This is a genomic window from Acinetobacter sp. CY79 (assembly GCF_059515845.1).
On record NZ_JCAKMY010000009.1, the window covers coordinates 26,184 to 43,126 of the forward strand.

Genomic DNA, 16,943 nt, shown 5'->3' on the forward strand with positions numbered 1-16,943 from the left:
AGTACTTGAGAAGAGTAAGTGAGTCTAAGGCAGAATCCATGTAGAATAGGCTTCATTAATTGACATGAAGTCTTTCAAGACTGCTCTAAGTGAGTTCGAGGCAACAGTGACATCTATACCTAATGTGAATACTGATATTTTAAAGCAAGCTCAACAACAGATTCAGAAAGACTTAGTCACAGCCTTAGACGCATTTTCAATGCCAGAACCGTTGAAAAGTGCAGTTCATCATGCAGTGATGTTAGGCGGGAAAAGAGTTCGTCCAGCCTTATGCTACGCCACTGCTCAATTAAAACCGAACAATCCAAATTTTGCTGCTGTTCGTCGTGCTGCTGTTGCAGTCGAACTGATTCATTGCTATTCGCTGGCACATGATGATTTACCCTGTATGGACAATGACTTACTACGTCGTGGTCAGCCGACTTGTCATGTCAGTTATGGTGAAGATACTGCATTATTGGCAGGCGATATTTTGCAATCGATGGCTTTTGAAGTCCTAGGCAGTCGCTTGTTTGATACACAGCAGAGTGTTGATGCTCAGATTGTATTAAAGCAAATGCAAATTTTGGCAACCTCAAGTTCAAAAATGGTGTGCGGGCAAGTTTTAGATATTCAGTCTGAAGGTAAATCTGTTGACCAAGAGACGCTTGAAAATATTCACCGTAATAAAACTGGGGCATTGATCCAAGCTGCGATCATGATGTCGGCTGTGACGGTATTTGAGGTTGTTGATCCTGCGATTCCACAACTACGTAAATTTGGTCAAGCGGTTGGTTTAGCATTTCAGGTTCAGGACGATATTTTAGATGTGATCTCTGATACTGAAACCTTAGGCAAAACAGCAGGTAAGGATGAGCAAGTTGAAAAATCGACTTATCCTGCTCTGATGGGGTTAGATCAAGCCAAACAATATGCACAACAACTTCATGATCAAGCCTTTGCTGCATTGGCTTACTTTGCTAGAGACGCTCAACAACTTGAGCAGATTTCTCAGTTCTTGTTGTCGCGTAAATACTAATCTGATTTTTCCAATTGGATTGTCATAAAAAAGAGGATCATTCGATCCTCTTTTTTAATGTTTATTTTAATCGAATACTCTCCGTATTCATTTGAAATTCATTTAAAGTTACTTGGTTGCTTCCTTATAAAGACGATCAGCTTCATCAAAACGAGCCGTGATTCGGGTTGAAGGAGCTTTACCCATCAAGCTCACCACAATGATCGTGATGAATGAACAGATAAAGCCTGGAATGATTTCGTAAACACCCGTATCGCCCCAAACATTTTTCCAAACGATGACCATCACTGCACCCACAATCATGCCATATAAAGCACCGTTAAATGTCATGCGTTTCCAGAATAATGAAAGAATGATCAGTGGACCAAAGGCAGCACCAAAACCAGCCCAGGCATATGCAACTAAGCCAAGCACTTTTGATTCAGGGTTTGATGCAAGTGCAATGGCAAGTAGTGCAATCAAAAGCACCATCAAGCGACCAATCCAAACCAATTCTTTTTGAGACGCATTTTTACGAATAAATGATTTATAGAAATCTTCCGTTAAGGTACTTGAGCAGACTAAAAGCTGGCAACTAAGCGTACTCATCACCGCTGCTAAAATTGCGGCAAGAACAATACCTGCAATCCATGGATTGAATAGAATCTTGGTTAATTCCATAAAGACTGTTTCAGGATTGGCATTCACAACAGCTGCCAAGTGCGGATTTTGCTCAAAGAATGCAATCCCGAAGAAGCCCGCAGCTACAGCACCACCTAAACACAGAATCATCCACGTCATACCAATACGGCGTGCATTTGGAATGGATTTAACTGAATCAGCAGCCATGAAGCGTACAAGAATATGTGGTTGACCAAAGTAACCTAAACCCCATGCCAATAGCGAAAGGATCGCGACAGTACTGAGATCACCCATCACATTCATGGCTTGAGGACGTGCAGCTTCTAAAGCAAGCGTCACTTGCGTCATATCAGAGAAACTGAAAATGGTCACGATTGGTGTGAGCAGTAATGCAAAAATCATCAGTCCCGCTTGGATGGTATCTGTCCAAGATACTGCTAAGAAACCACCAATAAAGACATAGCTGATGGTTGCAATAGCGCTAATCCAAAGGGCAGTGCTATAGGACATATCGAACATGCTTTCAAACAATCGAGCGCCTGCCACCATGCCTGAAGCGCAGTAGATTGCGAAGAAAATTAAAATCACAAGTGCAGAAACGATACGAAGGACTTTCTTTTGATCATCAAAGCGATTGGAAAAGTAGTCTGGTAGTGTGAGCGCATTATTTTGAACTTCGGTATGAACCCGTAGGCGTCCAGCGACCAACAGCCAGTTTAGCCAAGCACCAATAATCAAACCGATCGCAATCCACATTTCGGAAAGACCGGATAAATAAATTGCACCCGGTAAGCCCATTAGTAACCAACCACTCATATCTGAAGCACCAGCAGAAAGTGCTGTCACGAAACTGCCTAAACGACGCCCACCTAAGATATAGTCTGAAAAATTCGTGGTTGCACGATACGCAATCAGACCGATCACAACCATGGCGACGATATAAAATAGAAATGTTATTAGAGTAGGATTTAGGGCGCTCATACGATATCCATATTAGGGAGGAGTATAGATTGAAAGTACAAATCTAAAACGAAGGCGAAATTTAAACATAAAATGAAGAAAAATGCTGATAATTTCAGAGACTTGATCAGTACACATGCTCATCTAAGAAATAAAAAAAGGTAGCAAATACGCTACCTTCTTATTGTGCTCATTTTTAATAATTGAAGAATTAGTTATTTCGACCCATCACACCACGAATGGTATTCATGATGTCCGCAGGCAAGACCACAGTTTTGGCATTATTTGATTTGGCCATATCTTGCATGGCTTTGACATATTGCTCACCTAAAAGATAAGCAACGGGGATTTCTTTATCGCCCACGGCATTGGTTACCATGTTAATGGCTTTTTCAGAGGCTTCAGCTAGCACAACCTGAGCTTCAGCATCACGACGAGATGCTTCTAAGCGACCTTCAGCTTCTAAAATAGCCGCTTGTTTTTCACCATCAGCACGCGTTACTGTTGCACGACGCTGACGTTCAGCTGCTGCTTGCGCTTCCATCGCAGATTGCATGGTCGCAGAAGGTTGAATATCTTGAATTTCAACTGTTTTCAGGGTAATCCCCCAGTCTGAAATATCATCAGAAATGGCTGCTTTCAATTTTGCCTTAATGTGATCACGAGATGACAGCGCATCATCCAAATCCATCTCACCAACAATTGAACGCAATGAGGTTTGTACTAAGTTTTGGATTGCCCAAGTATAGTTTTCAATTCCATATACTGCTTTTGCGGGAGCCGCAATATTGATGTAGGCAACAGCATTCATGAGTAATACGGCATTATCTCTAGTAATCACTTCTTGAGAAGGAATGTCTAAAACGATATCTTTTGTTGTCACCTTATAGGCAACATCATCGATATAAGGAATGATAAAGTTTAGTCCTGGACTTAGAACACGTTGAAATTTTCCCCAACGTTGTACAATCCAGTTATACCCTTGAGGGACAATACGTACGCCCTTAAATATAGTGAAAACTATAAATGCAACAAAAACAAAACCGATAACTGAACCAGACATAACCATCCCTCTTATGAAGCTATTTTAATTTATAAGGTTGAAATTTTTGATGAATATGGTCGAACCAGCAATTGATTCCCTGAAATATCAGTGACAATAACTCGATCACCTACTTGTACCGGAACAACAGCATGGCAAGCCCATTCATCTGCACCTATCACTGGGGTAGAAAAGCGCACTTTAATTTGATTTTGTTCTAAACTGGCTTGAATAACCATACCTATTTGGCCAATGGCGGCCTCACGTCTTTGATCTACTTTGGTTCTATCAACTAGCAGTGGTTTAATATATTTAAACCAGAGCACTGTACATGCTGTCGATAAAAGTCCCCATAAAATCAATTGAATTTCAAAACTCATGGATGGGAAAAACCACAATAAAATAGTGACTACGAGTGCTGCGATCCCAAACCATAATGCGGCAAATGCTGGAATAAATAATTCAGAAATAATAAGAACAATACCCAATACAAACCAATGCCACGGTTCAAAAATAAAATTCATAAATCAACCCTTATGTTTATCGTTGATATAGATGATTCATATCTTGAACAATGTAACAGAGTTAACCACTACTGAACATAAAAAAAGCAAATTCGGTCATATACCTACCCAATTTGCTTTTCTGTTTTTTGAATGAAATTTTAAAGGCGAAAGAACATTTAGAAATTGAAATGTTAGATACGTGGACGCGGTGCAGGTTTAAAGGCAGCAGGTGATTTCTTGAAATGAGCAATAGCAGCATCAATCGATTTAATTTTTAGTTGTGCTGATTTTTCACCTTCAAGAATGGCTTGATTGCTTGCTTTTAAATCGAGCGCACCCAAATTGCCAACTTGGGGTTGAATCACGATATTGGCTTTATTTAATTCACTATTAATACTTTGCTGTCCCATGATGTTGATGGTCTGATCAAGAAGACCAAACATACTCAGTGGTTTACCACCCACGGGACGTGCTGAGATATCAACGGCAATTACGATATCAGCACCCATATCTTTTGCTGTTTGCACAGGAATCGGGCTCACTAATCCGCCATCGACATATTTCGTTCCACCGATCGTTGCAGGAACAAAAACATTGGGAATGCTACATGAAGCTCGAACAGCCTGACCCGCATTACCTTTAATGAAGTCTGCACGCTTGCCATTGTCCAGTCGCGTTGCAACTGCAGCGAATCGAATAGGAAATTGTTCAATCGGTTTATTGGCAATTTGCTTATTGACGTAATCTTGAAGTTTTTGACCCAGTACCACACCTTGACGATTCAAAGTTAAGTCACGGATATCCGATTCTTTTAAACTGAAAGCAATTTGTTGGAGTTGAAATGGCGTTTTACCACTGGCATAGATACTGCCTACGAAACTTCCTGCACTGGTTCCAGTCACAATCTTCGGTTTAATACCATGTGATTCTAGAACCTTAATCACACCAATGTGGGCAAAACCTTTGGCACCACCGCCCCCTAATGCCAGTGCGATCACAGGTTCGCGAGCTTGAAGTGGTGTAGTCGGTGTAGATGTTTTGGTGTTTTTGTCACAACCACTCAGTGCCAATGTAATCAGGCTCATGAATGCGGTATATCTTAAAATTGATTTTTTCATGGATTGGCTGTTGCTAAATAAAGTTTAAAGAACACACGTTCATCACCAAGTCTTTCATCGCAGTATCATTTCAAGAGCATTCTAGTTTCTTTGTTTCATATTCATACAATGGAGAGAAGCAAGAGTTTGGCCGTGCAAGGTGATCTAAAAGTGGGTGAAATTTTGCTGAATATATGAACAGATTGTGGGTCAGTTTTCTAGCGTCATTCTGTCATCTTTACAAAAATATTCAGTCAAATATTATTCACTGACTTCAATTAATTTTTATTATTTTAGACTCGGAATGATTATAGAAGTATCAACGATCCTTATCTAAAAGAGCTTTCAATGGTTTGGCCAAGCGTTGCCTATTTTTCGGTGAAAATTGACCTTGATAGGTGTTTAAAATTTGCTCTAAATTTGCTTCGTAATCACCTGTAGGTTCTAAAACACCGATACAGCGAATAACTTTGTGATCATAGTCAAATGCAAACATGACAATCGGGATCTGTGCACCAAGGGCAATATTATAAAAACCACTGCGAATGTGTTCGGCACTTTTACGGGTGCCTTCAGGTGCTAGGGCTACCCAAATTTTATCTTCTTGATGGATTTTATTGATAATCTGTTGAGTCAAACCATGAGGCGAATCGCGTTGAACAGGAATGACACCCATCCATTTAAACAAACCTTTGAGTGGTGTCTTGAATAGCGTGTCCTTACCGAAGACAGTCACCTTAATGCCTACACCAAGCATGGCTAAAAAGGCATATAAGCCATCATAATTTGAAGTATGTGGGGAAATAATGGCAACCGCTTTGGCTAAATTAGGAAATTCACCTTCAAATCGCCAACCTTGAGCGAGATAAAGTTGTTTAAATATTTGGCGGCTCAGTTTAGAGCCACGATGCGGTGCTTGTTCAGGCAAGTGCGGAAATTTGTTATTCATTATTCAGATATTCTTCACCATTAAAGCCATTTTCTCAATATTAATACTTTGGTACATTGGCTAAATAAAACGAATCCATTTTTGTATCACGATCGCTCGCTGTATGGAAGCGTTCTTGCTTAGGTCAAAACTATAATGATGCTTAAAATGCCTCAGCTTTATCTTCTTTTATTTTCATTATATTGGGCACAAGGTTTGCCCGTGGGGTTTATGACGCATGCATTGCCTGTGATCTTGAGGGCACAAGGTGTTTCACTGACGCATATCGGGGGCTTTGGTTTACTCATGGCACCGTGGGCAATTAAAGTCTTATGGGCGCCATGGGTGGATAAATTTGGCTCAATAAGCTTTGGACACTATCGTTCGTGGATTATTCCCACTCAGGTTCTCACGATTAGCATTTTAATTACGCTTTCCTTTATTCCTATTGAATCGTTAAATCATCCAACTTATTTATTGGCTTTTTTTATTACCTTATTAGTCATGAATACTGTGGGTGCAACTCAAGATATTGCCACCGATGGATTGGCAGTGAGTGTCTTAAAAGGTGAACAACAACCTATTGGAAATATGTTCCAAGTGATTGGTTCAAGACTTGGCTTTATTGTTGGCGGTGGAGCGATCCTTTGGGCGCTGGATTGGCTGAATTGGCAGAGTACTTTTTTAATTTTAGCTGCGATTGTTTTGTTTAATACATTGCCTATTTTGTTCTACCGTGAGCCGAAACATCAACGAAATCATATTGGATTATCTGGTGATGCGAACACAGCCTATAGAGAAGCAGGAAATATTGATTCTGATCCTCTTCAACAGAATATCAATGACACGGGTCAGCAAACTTTTTCCTCAAAAATAAAAAATTATCTCCGTTATTTTCTCAGTACCAAAGTCATGTTGGCATGGTTCGCGGTATTGTGCTGTATCAAGATCACCGATGGCTTATCTGGCCCGATTATTAAACCGTTATTGGTTGATCTCGGTTTAAGTCTGACTCAAATTGGTATCTACATTACGATGCTTGGGGCATTTGCAGCACTATTGGGAGCGGGCGTCGCAAGTTTATGTCTACGTGTCATGCGTCGTGAAAAAGCATTGATCTTATTTTCAGTTTTGAAGCTCGTGAGTTTGGCTGGCTTTGCTTGGTTGGCAACGTTGCATACGCAGCAGATTCAGATTCAGGCGTGGATGATTTATCTGATCAATGCTTTAGAAGATATGTTTTCATCCATGCTATTGGTGATTATTTTGACTTTGGTCATGCAATATAGTCGGAAAGAACATGCGGGAACGGATTTTACATTCCAAGTGTCGCTCATGGCGATGGTCGCAGGAGCGCTATATACCTTAAGTGGACTCGCAGGGGATTGGTTGGGCTATCAAAACTACTTAATCAGTATTACTTTGATTGGAATCTTGATGTTGATGCCGATTCTTTACTGGTCGAAATTGGTGAAAGCAGAGTTGCAATAAGCTGAACATATTTAGGTGGAAATTAGAATTAGAAATAATAAATTGGAATTTGCTAACCAATGCATGACTGCTAACTTGGAACACTGAGCAAGTTAACAAGGGGTGATAGGGGATGGCATGTATTTAAATAAAAATTATTGCAATGGGACTATTTCAATGGAGCGTCGTGAATAATGAGTATAAAGGCTGTTCTTTTTGATCTAGACAATACACTGACTCATCGCGATTTAAGTGTGCAAGCCTACAGCCAATTGTTAATCAATGAATTTCGTTCAGATCTGGTGCGCGCTGATCAAGCTGAACTGGATCAAAGTATTGAAATTATTCGTCGCATTGACAACGGTGGTTATCCCAAAAAAGAAGATTTGACTCATCCCAGTATTGCAGGGTCGGTTGCACATGCATTGATTGAAGCATTACCATGGCACAATCCACCTAAACTGGAGTATTTGACCGAATTTTGGTTTGAACAATTTGGACGGTCAGCTGTTGCAATGCCCGGTGCAGAAGTTTTATTACAACAGCTAAAAAAGCAAAATTATAAACTCGCCGTGATCTCAAATGGTGGGCATGCAACACGGTTAAACATACTACAAGGTTTGGGCTTCCTAGATTATTTTGACGAAATATTGAGTTCAGAATCAGTCGGTATCTCGAAACCCAATGCTGAGATTTTTCTGCGTAGTTGCCAAAAGCTTCGGGTCAATCCAAAGCAAAGCTTGTATGTCGGTGATCATCCAATCAATGACTATGTCGGTGCGACTTCAGCAGGTCTAAATGCGCTATTGCTTGAGGGTTTTCATCCAATTTCAGATAAGAATTTAGTGAAATCTAAGAATATGATTCGGCATCTTGATGAAGTTGTGCATTATTTGGCTTAAACCAATACTTATTTATACTATGCAAATTTTATATCAAATCTGATAAAAGCCCTGTGTGAATCAGGGCTTTAACGCGGTGTGAATTGGTTTTTATCATTATAATGTTTACGATCTTTTAAAAGATCGCTTCATCAGAATTTGCTGAGATTTTATGTACAGAAATATCTGCACCTAAATATTCTTGTTCTTGGCTTAAACGAATCCCCATGGTTGCTTTAAGTGCGCCGTATACGAGAAATCCACCCATTAAAGCTACGACAATGGCGAGGCCCGTTCCAATCAATTGAGAAATGAAAGATACGCCGCCTAATCCACCCAACCATTGCTGACCGAATAAACCGACAGCAATCCCACCAAAAGCACCACAAATACCATGAAGAGGCCATACCCCCAAAACATCATCCACTTTGAGTTTGTTTTGTGTATAGGTAAAGAATTTAACAAAGATCAAACCTGCGATTGAACCAATCACAAAAGCACCGAGTGGATGCACGATATCTGAACCTGCGCAAATCGCAACCAGACCTGCCAATGGACCATTGTGTAAGAAGCCTGGATCTTCTTTACCAAAGAAATTAGCAGCAATTGTTCCACCCACCATTGCCATTAATGAATTCATGGCAACCAAACCTGAAATGGCATCGAGACGTTGTGCGCTCATGACGTTAAAACCGAACCACCCCACGATCAAAATCCAAGAACCTAAAGCTAAAAATGGAATTGAAGAAGGGGGGTGTGCACTGACTCGGCCATCTTTTTTGTAACGTCCATAACGAGGACCGAGTAAAAGGACAGCAGCTAAAGCAATCCAGCCGCCCATGGCATGGACCACGACCGATCCTGCGAAGTCATGAAAACTCGCACCAAATGAGTTTTCTAACCACTTTTGAAGTCCAAAATTACCATTCCAAACCATGCCTTCAAAAAAAGGATAGATGAGTGCCACTAAGAATAATGTTGCGATGGCTTGGGATCGCATCTTTGCTCTTTCTGCAATGCCTCCAGAAATAATCGCTGGAATTGCAGCCGCAAAGGTCAATAAAAAGAAACAACGCATGAGGTTGTAACCATGCTCATTGGCAAGAACAGTACTACTGTGAAAGAAATGCTCGCCGTAGGAAATGTAATAACCAATAAAAAAGTAAGCAACCGCTGAAATTGAAAAATCAGTCAAAATTTTACTCAAGGCATTCACTTGGTTCTTATGACGTACAGTACCTAGTTCTAAAAAGGCGAAACCTGCGTGCATAGCCAAAACAAGAATTGCACCTAGAAGGAGAAAGAGTAGATCAGTGTTTTGCATAGTGATTTCTTATGGTACTTAGCTTTTAATTTTGAGCAGTATAGCGACTGATTTTATGGCACAAAGCTTTTTTCATGAGGGAAATATTGATCAAGATACTCATAAAACAATGAAGACTCGATATAACGCAGAGGGTTGCACTTTTATGGTGTATACGCACTAATAAGGTGCAATACAAGAACGAGCATTAAAATACAAGAGATTGATTTTTAGATATAAATTTAAGCTCTGATCACAGCTGAAATTTAATGATTATGGAAATTGAAGACATTATATTTTGTAATGATCATAAAGTTTATCGCCATCGCGAGTCATCATCAGAGAAGTTGTAGTTCAATAAGTCAACATAGATGGATAACTCAAAGGGAACATTGGTTCAGGCACACATAGAGCTTTTTATTCAGCTGTTATCATCTAAGGAAATAAAATCAAGTTTGATCATCAGAGCGATTCAAAATATTCAGTCTGAGTTGAACTATGACTAAATTTATAGGTTCTTTTATCAACTCATTTTCAATCATTCAATATAGAAATATGTTCGCAATCATCTCAGTACTTTAAAGGTCTGTACTTTAAAGGATAATAGAATGGTATTTAGCACGTCTTGCCTTTAAACTCTTGGCGGACTTTCATAAATTTCGAACCCTCCCAACGAAATACATTGTGGCATTTGGATGGATTCGTCACCACCATTTCAGGCCAACCATGGCGACCGATTGATTTGAGAAATTGTGGTTCACCTGGACTATTAAAGATTCGTGTCCATTTCCCATTTTTTTGAGTCGTTAATAAATAGAAACCAACGCCAGTAGATGCATAGCATTCTGTTCCACCATCACGCACAATTGCATCTAATCTGCCATCGCCATTGATGTCTTTGATGACAGGAATATGACCTATGCTACATTTTCCACGCCAAAAACCATTGGTATTTTTAAAACCTGCAGCAGTGAAAATATCACTTTTTTGATCTGTTTTTGTTTGAGCAAAAGTTGTATTTGGGAACAGTAATGCACTAATCACACAGCTACATAACAATGTTTGGCTCAAGGTTTTTTGTAGAAGTTTCAATGTGGCTTTAAGGCTTGAAAAATTAAGAATTTTAGAAAATTGACTATCCATAGCAATCCAAATTAATTTTTATTTTATTGATGTATTTCACATTTTATAAGAAAAGCGATCTAGATCAAGTAAAAAGAATAGTGTTTTTGTTATACCAAGTCTTGAGCGAGATTGACTCAGTGGAAATTTAAACTATGAAAATGAAAGCGTTGAGGGATTTATTTTGAATAAAGGATAAATTCAGATTTCTTTTGCAAAGCAGGGGGAATGGGGCGTAAAGTGTGCAGAACTCCAAATATCCATTGATTCGCAATTGATCAGCATTTCACTTTGCATGCTGAGTTGAAAACGGGTCAATGTTCAACGAGCTTCATCGTATGTACAGTATTTTACTTTCTCTATTTCCACTGATTGCTTTCATTATTGTGGGTTTTGTTCTTAAACGAACAGCTTATTTAAATGACGGTTTTTGGTCAGGAACAGAGAAGTTAAATTACTATATTCTATTTCCAGCGATGTTGTTCGGAAATTTAGCCACTGCACAAATTGATTTGTCGATGGTCAACACCATTTTGATTATTTTGGCGGTCATGTTCGGTTTGAGCTGTGCAGTGTTGTACTTGTTAAAAAAAATAATAAACATTCATCCATCAAGGTTTGGTGTATTTACTCAAAGTAATGTGCGCTTTAATACTTATATCGGTTTGGCCATCGTTGCATCGTTATTTCCAGTAGAAGGCATGACGATTTTTGCGATTTTATTGGCAATTAGTATTCCGATCGTCAATATTATTTCGGTACTGTCACTCACTGAACAAGATGGTATGGATTTTCAAACCATCATTCAGTCTTTGCTTAAAAATCCTTTGATTATGGGCTGTATCGTCGGCATCTTGTTTAATCTTTCAGGATTGAGTTTATGGGATGGACTCAATCATTTTATTAAACAATTGGCTGCGTGTAGTTTGCCATTAGGATTAATGTGTGTGGGTGCTGCCTTACAATTTATGGCACTTAAAAAAGATTTATTTCCACTGATCATCAACACAGTTTCAAGACTAATGATCATGCCTCTATTGGCTTTTTTCGTGTGTAGATGGTTGGGCTTTTCAAATTTAGAAATACAGATTTTTGTGCTTTATTTCGCGCTTCCTACGGCTTCAGCGTCTTATATCCTTACTAAAGTTTTGGGTGGTGATAGTCAATTGATGGCAGGGGTGATCAGTTTACAAATCATCTGTGCCGCGATTACTTTACCGATCGTACTGACCTTGGTCATGTAAACATGAATGAATGGTTAAAATATAAAGTCTGCACATAACATTGCTTCAAATTTTAAACCTGAATTAAATTCAGAATTATGCGAAAATAGTGTTTTGTATATTTGTCCAAGGACTCCCATGACTGATCACGCTCCTGAATCTTTAAGCGATATCGAAATTTTAGACATTTTACAGTCCATGAAAGACGATGAGCTCGATGTTGAAGCACAAGAGATGATTCGAAATGGTGGTAAAGCTGGCCGTCAAGAAGCGCATAAACAAGCTTTAGTGGCATTGAATGCATCATTTGAAGCAAAATTTGTTGAAGCAGTGACTTTAGCTTTGGGCTTAAATGAAGGTCAGGCGAAGAAAATTCGTTATAAGAAAGATCGTGTACGTATTTTAAAAGTACGTGGCATTGATTATCTTGCGATTGACGGTGCTGAAACTGCACAAGTATTGTCACAAATTTCACAAGCGATTCAACGTGAAGATGCAATTGTGACCAAAGATTTGCATAACATTTTTCCATTTTGGAAAGAAGGCTGGCCGATGGTTCAGTTCGATAATGCATACAATATTTTGGTTGAAGATATTTCAATTCACTATCAAGCAACCCTTGATAAATTATTAGCGCTTTATGGTCGTTAAGTGCTAATGGTATTGATCAATTCAGAATGAATAGATCTAAAAATTTTAGAAACCGATTTATGCTGAATGCTAAATCGGTTTTTTTAGCTTCAGCTCTAATACAAGGAATGAGTTCTAATAGAAAGAATAGAGCTTATACCTAAATTGTTGAACAATTTTAAAGTTGAAGGAAGAATAATTCTGATATTATTTAGAAATACTTAAAAATAAGAGATAACAACAATGATGGGTTTATCGATTGGTCATATTGTACTTTTTGCGATTATCATCTTGGTGATTTTTGGAACTGCAAAACTTAAAAATTTTGGTAAAGATGTCGGTGGTGCAGTCAAAGACTTTAAAGATGCAGTCCGAGATGATAAAAAAGATAAGAATTCTCAATAGTTTAACTTCTTTTTATTGATATGTTGCTTGAGCCATGTTTGACGTTGGATTCGGAGAATTATTCTTCCTTGGGGTGATCATTATTATCGTACTCGGACCAGAGCGCTTACCGGATGCGATTCGTTTTGCAATAAAGATAATTAAAAAAATTAGTCAAATTAAATCTGATATAAAACAAAAACTTGATCTTGAGTTAGAGCTACATCAACTACGTGATGAATTAAAAGATGAGCTTAAAAATGTTAAGCAGCTTGAATCTCAAATGCAGGGATATTTATCGAATCTAGAAAACAACGTTGAAAGCCAAATTCAACAAGAGCTTGATCAAAATACAAAAAAATATTACCCAATTCAGTCTTTTACAGTACCTACACCCTTTAAAACACAGTTTGTAATGAGCCATCTCATGCAATGGTCATGTTTAGATTTACACACCATTGGAGTCCGATATGTCTGAATTTCAGACACCTGAAACCTCAGCCTCATCCACGCAACAAAAATCAGGGCAGTTCGGCGTTTACTTTGCTGAATTAAGGCGTAATTTGATTCATGCCCTCATTGCTTTTGCATTGATCTTTATTGCTTTAGTGCCTTTTGCAAATACGATTTACAACCTTATCGCAACACCGTTACAAGCTAAACTTCCTGCAAATGCACATATGATCGCGACAGATATCACCAGTACATTTGTTGCACCGATAAAATTGGTTTTCTTTGTCACCCTGATGCTGTTGTTCCCTTTTATTTTTTATAAAATCTATGTCTTCCTGAAAAATGCCCTCTACGTAAAAGAAAAGAAAATATTTTTCTTTTTCTTCCCCACCAGCATCTTGTTATTTTATTTAGGGATTGCTTTAGGGTATTTCATTATTCTGCCTGCTGTACTTGGATTTTTTATGGGAATATCTCCTGAAAGCGTCACTCCAATGACAGATATTCAACAATATCTACTGTTTTGCATTAAGTTCTTTTTTATTTTGGGACTCATTTTTCAAGTGCCTTTGTTGATTATGGTGATGGTTTATTTTGGCATAGTGAAAATTTCAACAATCAAGAAAAATAGACCTTATATTTTCATATTTTGTTTTTTTATAGCGATGTTTGTCACTCCTCCTGACATTCTATCCATGGCGATTGGTGGTCTGATGATCTACTTTCTCTTTGAGTTGGGTTTATTATGTGCTCATTTTTTGAAACGAACTACATATGAAAAATAATGTGATTTATTTCACAAAATAATAATTTATTGTCAGACATATATTATTTTATTTAAACAATAGTTCTGTATATTTAGAAATGCTTAACAATAGTTAAGTGACACAATAAACAATTCTTAATCATTGAGGGTTAAATCATGAGTTTAGTTGAACTTAAGCAAGAAGAAATCGAAGAAGTTTCTGGTGCAGGAACACTTTTAGGTGATTCACTAATTAATGGTGTAAATTTATTTAACCAAACGTTAAATTCAAAACTTATTTCATCAGTAGGTGTTGTATTTAGTGCTGTGGGTTTAGGGCTAGTTCACCAAGTTGCCGATTCTACAGGTTTAGCTGCATCTAAAGCATTAGTCGGTTTAGGTCATGCATTAGGTGGTGATGTTGCAGAAACACCGAACCACTACGAAAAAGAAAAAGGTGAAGGTCAATATCAGCTTTTACCGACATTAAATGGCGTTAAAGCGTGGCTTTCATAAGTCTTAAATAAGATGTCAGAAAAGCAGATTAGTGATTTTTTGCTAATCTGCTTTTTAGTAACTAAGAATAAAAACTGAAATTCATGGTAGCTAGAAGAATGCAAAATTCATCAGAAAAAATTGATAATGATAAACGCGACTTTTTAAAAACAATGGGTGGTTTAGCAGCAGTTGGTGCAGTATCTGCTTGGTTGCCAACGCAAAAAGCTGAGGCATGGTTTTTTCCGTTACAAGACAGACTCGTAAATTTCCCTTCAGATATTTCTGTATTTAAACAGTTATATGAAAATTGGTCAGGTGAGTCCCGTTATGAAAATGCATGGACTGCATCACCTCGAAATCAACAACAGGTATTAAGTGCTATTAACTGGGCATATCAAAATGGTTATAAAGTTAGAGCAAAAGGCATGTCGCATAACTGGTCGCCTTTACTTTTAGATGACCAAGATAAAATAACAAAAATACTGCTTATCGATATGCCAACGCATATCAATAAAGTCACTATTGATTCAAATGGTGTCGTTACAGCAGATGCTGGTATTCAGATGGAAGCATTGCTGACGCAAATGGAATATCGTAATCGTGGATTCTTAGCGATCCCTGCACCAGGAGATTTGACGCTCGGTGGTGTGTTAGCGATTGATGGTCATGGTACAGGTGTACCTGCAATTGGTGAGAAGAAATTAGTCGGTCAAACCTATGGCTCGATCAGTAACTTAGTGGTATCAATTACTGCTGCGGTATTCGATGCCAGTCAAGGTAAATATGTTGCAAAGACTTTCCAACGTAATGACCCAGATATTCGAGCTTTCTTGGTCCATATTGGACGTGCATTCATTTTATCTGCTCAGTTACAAACCTCTGCAAATCAAAATTTGCGTTGTGAAAGTATTACCAATATTCACTATCAGGAATTGTTTGCACAAGATAAAAATGCTGGCCGAACATTCTCTTATTTCTTAGATCAATCAGGACGTGTAGAGACGATTTGGTTTCCATTTACAGATTATCCTTGGTTAAAAGTGTGGACGGTCACTCCTCAACGTCCATTAACTGCACGTTTAACCTATAAGCCTTTTAACTATTGGTTTTCGGACAATTTAATTAAACCCCTTACCGATTTGATTCATAAAATTGTGGTCAATAAAAGTGCTTATCTGACGCCAACCTTTGGTAAAACACAGTATGAAATTTCAAAATTGGGTCTAAATGGAACGCCTTTATCAGGAGTTACCACGATTTTGACAGGTGGATTGGCATCTACACAAACCTATGACTTATGGGGAACATCTAAAAACGTATTGATGTATGTGAAGCCTACAACATTACGTGTGACTGCCAATGGTTATGCTGTGATTACCAGTCGTGCCAATGTTCAAAAAGTGATTGCTGATTTTTGTGATTATTACTTAGTTAAAATGAAGCAATATCAAAGTTTAGGTCGATTCCCAATGAATGGACCTGTCGAAATTCGTGTGACAGGTTTAGATCATCCAGAAGATTCGATTATTCAAGGTGCTGAAACTGCTGCTTTATCAGCAATCAAGCCATGTCCAGATCATCCAGAATGGGACTGTGCGGTATGGTTTGATATTTTGACCTTGCCGGGAACACCATTTTCACCACAGTTTTATACCGAAGTTGAAGAGTGGATGTCACAGCGTTATCAAGGCGATTCTTTGATGCGACCAGAGTGGTCGAAAGGTTGGGGCTATACCAATCAAAAGGCTTGGGACAGTAGTCACTATATCGATTATGAAATTCCACATGTCCATGCACAAGGGCAGGCTGATCGCTTAACCATCCGATCTTCTAGTCAAATTTTAAAACAATATGATCCGCATGCAGTGTTTACAGCACCGCTTTCAATGCGTGTTTTGAAATAATGCCGTATTGATTCCAAGTACTTCATGATGAAGATTGTGAAGTACTTTATTTATTTTTAATAAATTAATTAGACAAAATAAATAATATTGTCTTTAATAGGGCGAATTTAAAGGTCTACACCAGTTGTTAAACTGAGATCTAAAGATTGATTGAATAC

Annotated in this window: 16 protein-coding genes and 1 pseudogene; 10 read left to right on the forward strand and 7 right to left on the reverse strand. The window is 38.3% G+C overall.

What is annotated here, in order from left to right:
* Nucleotides 1-106 precede the first annotated feature (106 nt).
* Nucleotides 107-1,018 (forward strand): polyprenyl synthetase family protein, encoded by a 912-nt coding sequence (locus AC5YCE_RS04910; RefSeq protein WP_496171265.1) that lies wholly within the window; start codon nt 107-109, stop codon nt 1,016-1,018.
* Nucleotides 1,019-1,126: 108 nt separating this feature from the next.
* Here AC5YCE_RS04910 and putP read toward each other — a convergent pair whose 3' ends face one another.
* The 5 genes from putP to AC5YCE_RS04935 all read right to left on the reverse strand — a co-directional run bounded on the left by putP (nt 1,127) and on the right by AC5YCE_RS04935 (nt 6,193).
* Complete coding sequence (gene putP, locus AC5YCE_RS04915; protein WP_496171266.1) at nt 1,127-2,620, reverse strand: sodium/proline symporter PutP; 1,494 nt, start codon at nt 2,618-2,620, stop codon at nt 1,127-1,129.
* 190 nt (nt 2,621-2,810) lie between these two features.
* Nucleotides 2,811-3,662, reverse strand: a complete 852-nt coding sequence (locus AC5YCE_RS04920) for an SPFH domain-containing protein (protein ID WP_496124568.1) — start codon at nt 3,660-3,662, stop codon at nt 2,811-2,813.
* A 29-nt stretch (nt 3,663-3,691) separates the two neighbouring features.
* Entirely contained in the window at nt 3,692-4,165 is a 474-nt protein-coding gene (locus AC5YCE_RS04925; protein ID WP_496171267.1) for an NfeD family protein, read from the reverse strand.
* A gap of 173 nt (nt 4,166-4,338) precedes the next feature.
* Nucleotides 4,339-5,232: a patatin-like phospholipase family protein gene (locus AC5YCE_RS04930; protein WP_496171309.1), complete on the reverse strand. Its 894-nt coding sequence runs from the start codon at nt 5,230-5,232 to the stop codon at nt 4,339-4,341.
* 331 nt (nt 5,233-5,563) lie between these two features.
* Entirely contained in the window at nt 5,564-6,193 is a 630-nt protein-coding gene (locus AC5YCE_RS04935) for a lysophospholipid acyltransferase family protein (protein WP_496171268.1), read from the reverse strand.
* A gap of 147 nt (nt 6,194-6,340) precedes the next feature.
* Here AC5YCE_RS04935 and AC5YCE_RS04940 point away from each other — a divergent pair, with 147 nt between their 5' ends.
* Both AC5YCE_RS04940 and AC5YCE_RS04945 read left to right on the forward strand, forming a co-directional pair.
* Nucleotides 6,341-7,663, forward strand: a complete 1,323-nt coding sequence (locus AC5YCE_RS04940) for an MFS transporter (RefSeq protein WP_496171269.1) — start codon at nt 6,341-6,343, stop codon at nt 7,661-7,663.
* A 173-nt stretch (nt 7,664-7,836) separates the two neighbouring features.
* A complete protein-coding gene (locus AC5YCE_RS04945; protein WP_496171270.1) occupies nt 7,837-8,544 on the forward strand; it encodes an HAD family hydrolase in 708 nt (235 codons plus the stop codon).
* Nucleotides 8,545-8,659: 115 nt separating this feature from the next.
* Here the strand turns inward: AC5YCE_RS04945 and AC5YCE_RS04950 are convergent, their stop codons facing one another.
* Together AC5YCE_RS04950 and AC5YCE_RS04955 are read right to left on the reverse strand one after the other, a co-directional pair.
* Nucleotides 8,660-9,847 (reverse strand): ammonium transporter, encoded by a 1,188-nt coding sequence (locus tag AC5YCE_RS04950; RefSeq protein ID WP_496171271.1) that lies wholly within the window; start codon nt 9,845-9,847, stop codon nt 8,660-8,662.
* Between the two features lie 594 nt (nt 9,848-10,441).
* A complete protein-coding gene (locus tag AC5YCE_RS04955; RefSeq protein WP_496171272.1) occupies nt 10,442-10,969 on the reverse strand; it encodes a hypothetical protein in 528 nt (175 codons plus the stop codon).
* Nucleotides 10,970-11,286: 317 nt separating this feature from the next.
* Here AC5YCE_RS04955 and AC5YCE_RS04960 point away from each other — a divergent pair, with 317 nt between their 5' ends.
* The 7 genes and pseudogenes from AC5YCE_RS04960 (at nt 11,287) to AC5YCE_RS04990 (ending at nt 16,785) form a co-directional block, all read left to right on the forward strand.
* Nucleotides 11,287-12,192 carry an AEC family transporter gene (locus AC5YCE_RS04960; protein ID WP_496171273.1) on the forward strand — a complete coding sequence of 302 codons (906 nt, stop codon included), beginning with the start codon at nt 11,287-11,289 and terminating at the stop codon, nt 12,190-12,192.
* Nucleotides 12,193-12,309: 117 nt separating this feature from the next.
* Complete coding sequence (locus AC5YCE_RS04965) at nt 12,310-12,822, forward strand: hypothetical protein (RefSeq protein WP_496124576.1); 513 nt, start codon at nt 12,310-12,312, stop codon at nt 12,820-12,822.
* Between the two features lie 222 nt (nt 12,823-13,044).
* Nucleotides 13,045-13,188, forward strand: a pseudogene (tatA, locus tag AC5YCE_RS04970) (twin-arginine translocase TatA/TatE family subunit); the annotation flags it as partial.
* 52 nt (nt 13,189-13,240) lie between these two features.
* Complete coding sequence (tatB, locus tag AC5YCE_RS04975) at nt 13,241-13,663, forward strand: Sec-independent protein translocase protein TatB (RefSeq protein ID WP_496124577.1); 423 nt, start codon at nt 13,241-13,243, stop codon at nt 13,661-13,663.
* A complete protein-coding gene (gene tatC, locus AC5YCE_RS04980) occupies nt 13,656-14,423 on the forward strand; it encodes a twin-arginine translocase subunit TatC (protein ID WP_496171274.1) in 768 nt (255 codons plus the stop codon). Before tatB ends, tatC begins: the two co-directional genes overlap by 8 nt.
* A gap of 137 nt (nt 14,424-14,560) precedes the next feature.
* Complete coding sequence (locus AC5YCE_RS04985) at nt 14,561-14,899, forward strand: hypothetical protein (RefSeq protein ID WP_496124579.1); 339 nt, start codon at nt 14,561-14,563, stop codon at nt 14,897-14,899.
* Between the two features lie 98 nt (nt 14,900-14,997).
* Nucleotides 14,998-16,785: a cholesterol oxidase substrate-binding domain-containing protein gene (locus AC5YCE_RS04990; protein WP_496171275.1), complete on the forward strand. Its 1,788-nt coding sequence runs from the start codon at nt 14,998-15,000 to the stop codon at nt 16,783-16,785.
* Nucleotides 16,786-16,943 lie beyond the last annotated feature (158 nt).